The sequence below is a fragment of the Halomonas sp. 328 genome, from assembly GCF_015645095.1.
In the GTDB taxonomy this organism is placed as follows: domain Bacteria; phylum Pseudomonadota; class Gammaproteobacteria; order Pseudomonadales; family Halomonadaceae; genus Bisbaumannia.
Map to the genome: position 1 here is coordinate 21042 of NZ_JADOTW010000042.1, position 6096 is coordinate 27137.

6 protein-coding genes and 1 tRNA gene are annotated in these 6096 nt (G+C 67.6%); 4 read left to right on the forward strand and 3 right to left on the reverse strand.

All coding sequences use genetic code 11. The annotated features are described in order from the left end of the window. Positions 1–70 precede the first annotated feature (70 nt). Both IHD13_RS16665 and hda read left to right on the forward strand, forming a co-directional pair. Entirely contained in the window at positions 71–1147 is a 1077-nt protein-coding gene (locus tag IHD13_RS16665; protein WP_195862167.1) for an AI-2E family transporter, read from the forward strand. Then, complete coding sequence (gene hda / locus IHD13_RS16670; RefSeq protein WP_195862168.1) at positions 1144–1845, forward strand: DnaA regulatory inactivator Hda; 702 nt, start codon at positions 1144–1146, stop codon at positions 1843–1845. Before IHD13_RS16665 ends, hda begins: the two co-directional genes overlap by 4 nt. A 46-nt stretch (positions 1846–1891) precedes the next feature. Here the strand turns inward: hda and ehuB are convergent, their stop codons facing one another. Next, complete coding sequence (gene ehuB, locus IHD13_RS16675; RefSeq protein WP_195862169.1) at positions 1892–2749, reverse strand: ectoine/hydroxyectoine ABC transporter substrate-binding protein EhuB; 858 nt, start codon at positions 2747–2749, stop codon at positions 1892–1894. Between the two features lie 100 nt (positions 2750–2849). Continuing rightward, the gene (locus IHD13_RS16680; protein ID WP_195862170.1) at positions 2850–3389 is read right to left on the reverse strand and encodes a hypothetical protein; all 540 of its coding nucleotides are present in this window, start codon (positions 3387–3389) and stop codon (positions 2850–2852) included. A 180-nt stretch (positions 3390–3569) separates the two neighbouring features. Here IHD13_RS16680 and IHD13_RS16685 point away from each other — a divergent pair, with 180 nt between their 5' ends. Beyond that, positions 3570–4949: a class II fumarate hydratase gene (locus IHD13_RS16685; protein WP_195862171.1), complete on the forward strand. Its 1380-nt coding sequence runs from the start codon at positions 3570–3572 to the stop codon at positions 4947–4949. Between the two features lie 5 nt (positions 4950–4954). Here the strand turns inward: IHD13_RS16685 and IHD13_RS16690 are convergent, their stop codons facing one another. Further along, the gene (locus IHD13_RS16690) at positions 4955–5758 is read right to left on the reverse strand and encodes a DeoR/GlpR family transcriptional regulator (RefSeq protein WP_195862172.1); all 804 of its coding nucleotides are present in this window, start codon (positions 5756–5758) and stop codon (positions 4955–4957) included. A 261-nt stretch (positions 5759–6019) separates the two neighbouring features. Between IHD13_RS16690 and IHD13_RS16695 the strand changes: the two genes are divergently transcribed. After that, positions 6020–6096: transfer RNA gene (locus IHD13_RS16695), tRNA-Val, on the forward strand.

A 6096-nucleotide genomic window follows, 5' to 3' on the forward strand; every position in this document is an offset into this window, starting at 1 on the left:
GGCGGGGCTCGCATCGCCCCGCGTGCCGGAGAGCGCCCAGGGATGCGGTTTTAAACGAGGGAGGCGAGGAATGCCCAGGTATTGGTGGTTGGTGGTGGTGGCGGCGGCCCTGGTGTGGCTGCTGTTTGCCCTGCAGTCGATGTTGATGCCCTTCTTCGTGGCCATGGTGGTGGCCTATCTGGGCGACCCCCTGGCCAATCGCCTGGAGCGCCTGGGGCTGTCGCGGCCCCTGGCGGTCAGCGGGGTCTTCCTGGTGCTGCTGCTGGTGGTGGCCCTCGGGTTGTTGATCCTGATCCCCCTGCTGGTGCAGCAGGTGCGCCAGTTCACCCAGGCGGTGCCGGCGATCATCGACTGGGTGCAGACGGTGCTGGGGCCTCAGGTGCAGGCCTGGACCGGCTATGATCCCAGCACCGAGCTGGACAATCTGCAGGAGACCCTGGCCGAGCACTGGCAGCAGGCCGGCGGGGCCCTGGCCCAGGTCCTGGGTCAGGTGGGGCGTTCCGGCATGGCTTTCATCACCTGGATCACCTATGTCTCACTGATCCCGGTGGTGGCCTTCTACCTGCTGCTGGACTGGCGGCGGCTGATGCAGAGTATCCGCAGCCTGCTGCCGCGGGCCTGGGAGCCGGACATCATGCGCCTGGCCGGGCGCTGCAATGAGGTCTTGGCGGCCTTTCTGCGCGGCCAGTTGCTGGTGATGCTGTGCCTTGGCGTGATCTATGCCCTGGGCCTGACCCTGATGGGGTTGCGCTTCGGCCTGCTGATCGGCCTGCTGGCCGGACTGGCCAGCATCGTCCCCTTCCTGGGTTTTATCGTCGGCATCGCCGCGGCCTTGATCGTGGCCTTCTTCCAGTTCGGTAGCTGGCTGGCGCTGGTCGGCGTAGTGGCGGTGTTCTGTGTCGGCCAGGTGCTGGAGAGCACGGTGTTGCAGCCCAAGCTGCTGGGTGGTCGGATCGGCCTGCATCCGGTGGCGGTGATCTTCGCCGTGCTGGCCGGCGGCAACCTCTTCGGCTTTACCGGCGTGTTGCTGGCATTGCCGGCCGCCGCGGTCATCATGGTACTATTGCGGGAGGTTAACGACCGCTATAAAAACAGCACCTTATATGATGCCGCCCGGCATGGACGCGGCGACGAGGAGAGCCGATGAAACCCGGGGCCGCGCAGTTGCCGTTGGGCGTGGGCATGCGCGACGATGCCACCTTCGCGAATTTCCTGCCGGGGGAGAATGCTCCCCTGGTGGAGGCCTTGCGCCATCAGCTCGATGACGCCGGAGAACCCTTCCTGTTCCTGTGGGGCGGGGAGGGGGTGGGGCGTAGCCACCTGCTGCAGGCCGCCTGCCATGGCGCCGGCGATCGGGATCGCCGGGCCCTCTACCTGCCCCTGGGCGAGCTCTGGCACTTCCCCCCTCATATGCTCGAGGAGATCGAGCGCCTCGATCTGGTGGCCATCGACGACCTCGATCGGGTGCTGGGGCGCAAGCGCTGGGAAGAGGGCCTCTTTCATGCCTTCAACCGCCTGCGCGATGCCGGCAAGCGGTTGATCATCTCGGCCTCGGCGGCGCCACGGCAGTTGCCGGTGGTCCTCCCCGACCTGGCCTCGCGGCTGACCTGGGGCATGACCTTCCATGTCAAGCGCCTGGACGACGACCAGCGCCTGGAGGCGTTGCAACTGCGCGCCCGGGTGCGCGGCATGCAGTTACCCGACGAGGTGGCCCGCTATATCCTGCACCGTGGTCCCCGAGCCCTGGGCGAGCTCTGCCAGGCCCTGGAGACCCTGGATCGGGCCTCGCTCTCGGCGCAGCGCAAGTTGACCATTCCCTTCGTCAAGCAGGCCCTGGGCTGGTAATCCGCGGCTCATTAGGCCCATCGCTCGCCGACTTTTCGTACAAGACCTAGTCCCAGGCGCAGAGCTGCTCGGTGGAATACTTGAAGGCGTTGAGCACGTCCTCCTGGGTAAAGCCGTGTTCCGTCAGGGTCCGCTCCCAGGCCCGGGTCGGCTTGTAGGCCACCAGTACCTCGTTGATGGCGTCGCGCAACTCGTGGGCCTCGGGGCCGAAGGCGAAACCGCCCCAGCTGCGCACCTCCTCGCCATCGATCATCGGGTCGACGAAATCCAGTGCCGCCTCCACCGCCTGGCTCTGCTGGTCCAGGGCGGTGACGGTGAGGCCGGTGGCGGCATAGGCGTCGGCCTCGCCCGCCGCGATCACTTCGATGGCCTCCTCGTTGCGGGCGATGGTGACGATCTTCTCTTCCGCGACTCCCAGGGCCATCAGGATCTCCCGCTGGTCGGCGCCCCCCATCACCGCCACCCGATGGTCGTTGCGTCCGGCGAAGTCGGCATAGGCCTGGAGCTCCAGCGGGTTGCCGGCGGCCACCAGCAGCCCCTCGCCGTAGGTGGTGTTGGGCTCGGAGTAGAGGATCAGCTCGCAGCGCTCCGGGAGAATCGCCATCTCGGCGGCGGCCATGTCGAAGCGCCCCTCCCGGAGCCCCGGAATCAGCTCGCCGAAGTCGGTGACGACCCACTCGATGTCGCCGATGCCCAGCTCGTCGATCAGATGCCTGGCCACCTCGGGGCCGGCGCCCCGTCCCTCGCCATTCTCGTCCAGGTAGCCGTAGGGCACCTCGTTGGCCACCGCGATGCGGATGCTGCCGCGTTCGCGGATTTCGTCCAGGTCGGCGGCCTGGGTGATGGCGGCAAGGCTCAGCAGCAGGGGGGGCAGGGCCCAGCCCGGCGCCTTGGTGATACGCATGATCAGTCCTCCCGGCGACTCTTATGGGCCCCCGGCATGGGGGCGAGGAATCCCTATCCTGGCCTCAACATAGGAGACGGCGCAGCCTTGCGCCACCGCCTCAGCGCCGCAGGTTGACGCGGGTGGTGTGGCCGTTGCGCAGGCGAACCTGGTGGAGAATCAGTGGACTGCGCTGACCGTTGGGCAGGGCGATGCTGCCCGAGACATAGAAGTCCCCCGGGGGCAATAGCGACGCCTCGAAGCGACCCTCGCCATCGGTGCGTACCCGATGGGTATAGGCCTGGGCGCGGGGATCGGCGCGCTCTACCGCTCGACCGGCCAGCGCCTGTTCGGCGGCCTCCGCGGAGTAGGCGGTGACCGGGGCGATGGCGATCGTCTCGTGGCGGCCATAGTGGCGTCCGCCGGGACCGTCATAGAAGAGCTGACCGCTCAGGCGCGCCGTGCCCTGGGTCGGCAGGGCGCGGTACTCCGCCTCGGAGAAGGCCACCCGACGCGGCACCCGGCCCGGCTCCGGGGAGGGCTCCGGGTCGGGGCTGACCTCGCGGACCTCGATGCGGCGGGTGTCGGTATCCAGGGGGGGAAGCATCTGGCAGCCGGCCAGGAACAGGCCGAGGCCGATCACGACAAGAGGGTGGCGCATCGTCACTCCGTTCTCCTTCTGCTGTGCGGGGGCGTCCCTGTGCGGGACGAGTATTGCAGGCGCATGCCGTCCTGGGTAGGGCGGGCGGCTATGCTATCGATAAGTTTCCTCGATTGGCCGGTCGCGGGTCTCTTCCCTAGGCTGGCAGAATTGTTTTTATCTAAAGTAGGAGGAGCCGACATGAGCAGTACCCGCACCGAACGCGACAGCATGGGGGAGCTCGAGGTGCCGGCCTCGGCGCTTTACGGGGCCCAGACCCAGCGGGCGGTGAATAATTTCCCGATCGGCGGCCAGCCCATGCCGCCGGCCTTTATCCGGGCGGTGGCCCATATCAAGGCCGCCTGTGCCCGGGTCAATGCCGAGCTGGGGCTGCTCGACCCGCCCCGGGCCGAGGCGATCCAGCAGGCCGCCGAGGCGATCCTCGCCGGCGATCACGACGACCAGTTTCCGGTAGATGTCTACCAGACCGGCTCCGGCACCTCCACCAATATGAACGTCAACGAGGTGATCGCCCACCTGGCCAGCCGCGAAGGCCTGGCGGTGGGGCCCAACGACCACGTCAACATGGGGCAGTCCAGCAACGACGTCATTCCCACGGCGATCCACCTGTCGGCGGCCCTGGCGGTCCGCGACGACCTGCTGCCGGCTCTGGCGCACCTGCGCGGCAGCATCGACACCAAGGCCGGGCAGCTGCACGAGGTGATCAAGACCGGGCGCACCCACCTGATGGATGCCATGCCGGTCCGCATGAGCCAGGAGCTGGGGGCCTGGTCGGCCCAGGTAGCGGCCAGCGAGGCCCGCTTCGAAGAGGCCATGGCGCGGCTCTGTCGCCTGGCCCAGGGCGGTACCGCCGTAGGTAGCGGCATCAATGCCCACCCCGAGTTCGCCGCCCGGGTGGCGGCGGCACTCTCCGAGGCGACCGGCCTGGCGCTGAGGCCCGCGGACAGCCACTTCGCGGCGCTTGCCTCCCAGGACGCCGCGGTGGAGCTCTCCGGGCAACTGCGGGGCTATGCCTGCGTGGTGATGAAGATCAGCAACGACCTGCGCTGGATGAACTCGGGGCCCCTGGCCGGGCTCGGCGAGATCGAGCTGGAGGCCCTGCAGCCCGGCAGCTCGATCATGCCGGGCAAGGTCAACCCGGTGATCCCCGAGGCCGCCGCCATGGCTGCCGCCCAGGTGATCGGCCTGGATGGTGCGGTGGCGGTGGCGGGGCAGAGCGGCAACTTCCAGCTCAATGTGATGCTGCCGCTGATCGCCAACAACCTGCTCAGTGAAATCGGCCTGATGAGTCGCGCCAGCCGGCTGCTCGCCGACCGGGCCATCGCCACCTTCAAGGTGCGGGAGGCGAGCCTGGCCGCGCCCCTGGCGCGCAACCCCATCCTGGTCACCGCCCTCAACTCGGTGATCGGCTATGACGCCGCGGCGGCCATCGCCAAGCGGGCCTATCGGGAAGGGCGGCCGATCCTCGAGGTGGCCGAGGAGGCCACCGAGCTCTCCCGGGGGGAACTGGAACGGTTGCTGGATCCGGCCAGGCTGGCCGATGGGGGCCTGCCTGACTGAACCCATCAGGCCTCGCTGAGCTGAGCCGGCGGGGTGGCGTCGTCCTCGCTGCCGGCGATATGCAGGGCCACGTCGTGGCTGGCCATCAACTGGCAGATCGCCTGGGGCGGCCGGCGATCGGTGAAGAGGGCATCGATCTGGGTGATGCGGCCCTGGCGGACCACGGCATTGCGGTGGAACTTGGAGTGGTCGGCGATCAGGTAGACCTGACGGGAGTTGTGGATGATCGCCTGGGCGACCCTGACTTCCTGGTAGTCGAACTCCAGCAGGGAGCCGTCCTCGTCGATGCCGCTGATACCGATGATGCCGTAGTCGACCTTGAACTGGTTGATGAAGTCGATGGTCGCCTCACCGATGATGCCGCCGTCACGAGAGCGCACCTGGCCGCCGGCGATGATCACGTTGAAGTCCTCCTTGTGCTGGAGGATGGCGGCCACGTTGAGGTTGTTGGTGATCACCTCCAGGCCCTGGTGGTCGAGCAGCGCCTCGGCCACCACCTCGTTGCTGGTACCGATATTGATGAACAGCGAGGCCCGGTCGGGGATCTTGCTGGCCAGCAGGGCGGCGATGCGCCGCTTGGCCTCCAGGTTGAGGGTCTTGCGGGTCTGGTAGGCGGTATTGACGGTGCTCGACTCGAGGCCGGCGCCGCCGTGAACCCGGCGCACCAGGCCCTCGTCGGCCAGGGTGTTGAGGTCTCGACGAATGGTCTGGGGCGTGACACCGAACTCCTGGGTCAACTGCTCGATGGAGGCATAACCCTGACGCTTGATCAGGGTGAGGATGGCGTCGTGTCGCTTGTGCTGGATCATGAGACCGTCGCTGTCGTCGGTGGGCCCGCTCGGGCATGGCGCCCCTATATTAGCAAGCTTGTGGCACGGAGTTGCAGGGGGAGCCTGTCTTGGAGGCGTCCCAGGGGGCATGGGCAGTCGCCGTGGGGCCCGGTGGCGGGGAGGCGTATGCGGCCAACTGCCTGATCGCAGGGATTTTTTAACTGGGGGCTTGCATTCTGTCGGCGACTGCGTAGAATACGCATCCGTTGCCGGGGCAAGCCCCGGGCAGCAGCGAGACCTAGGACCATAGCTCAGTTGGTTAGAGCGCCACGTTGACATCGTGGAGGTCAGCGGTTCAAATCCGCTTGGTCCTACCA

What these genes read in the sequence shown, in the direction of transcription:
- IHD13_RS16665 (WP_195862167.1), top strand. Translation starts at nt 71, where the DNA reads ATGCCCAGGTATTGGTGGTTGGTGGTGGTGGCGGCGGCCCTGGTGTGG.
- hda (WP_195862168.1), top strand. Translation starts at nt 1,144, where the DNA reads ATGAAACCCGGGGCCGCGCAGTTGCCGTTGGGCGTGGGCATGCGCGAC.
- ehuB (WP_195862169.1), bottom strand. Translation starts at nt 2,749, where the DNA reads ATGCGTATCACCAAGGCGCCGGGCTGGGCCCTGCCCCCCCTGCTGCTG.
- IHD13_RS16680 (WP_195862170.1), bottom strand. Translation starts at nt 3,389, where the DNA reads ATGCGCCACCCTCTTGTCGTGATCGGCCTCGGCCTGTTCCTGGCCGGC.
- IHD13_RS16685 (WP_195862171.1), top strand. Translation starts at nt 3,570, where the DNA reads ATGAGCAGTACCCGCACCGAACGCGACAGCATGGGGGAGCTCGAGGTG.
- IHD13_RS16690 (WP_195862172.1), bottom strand. Translation starts at nt 5,758, where the DNA reads ATGATCCAGCACAAGCGACACGACGCCATCCTCACCCTGATCAAGCGT.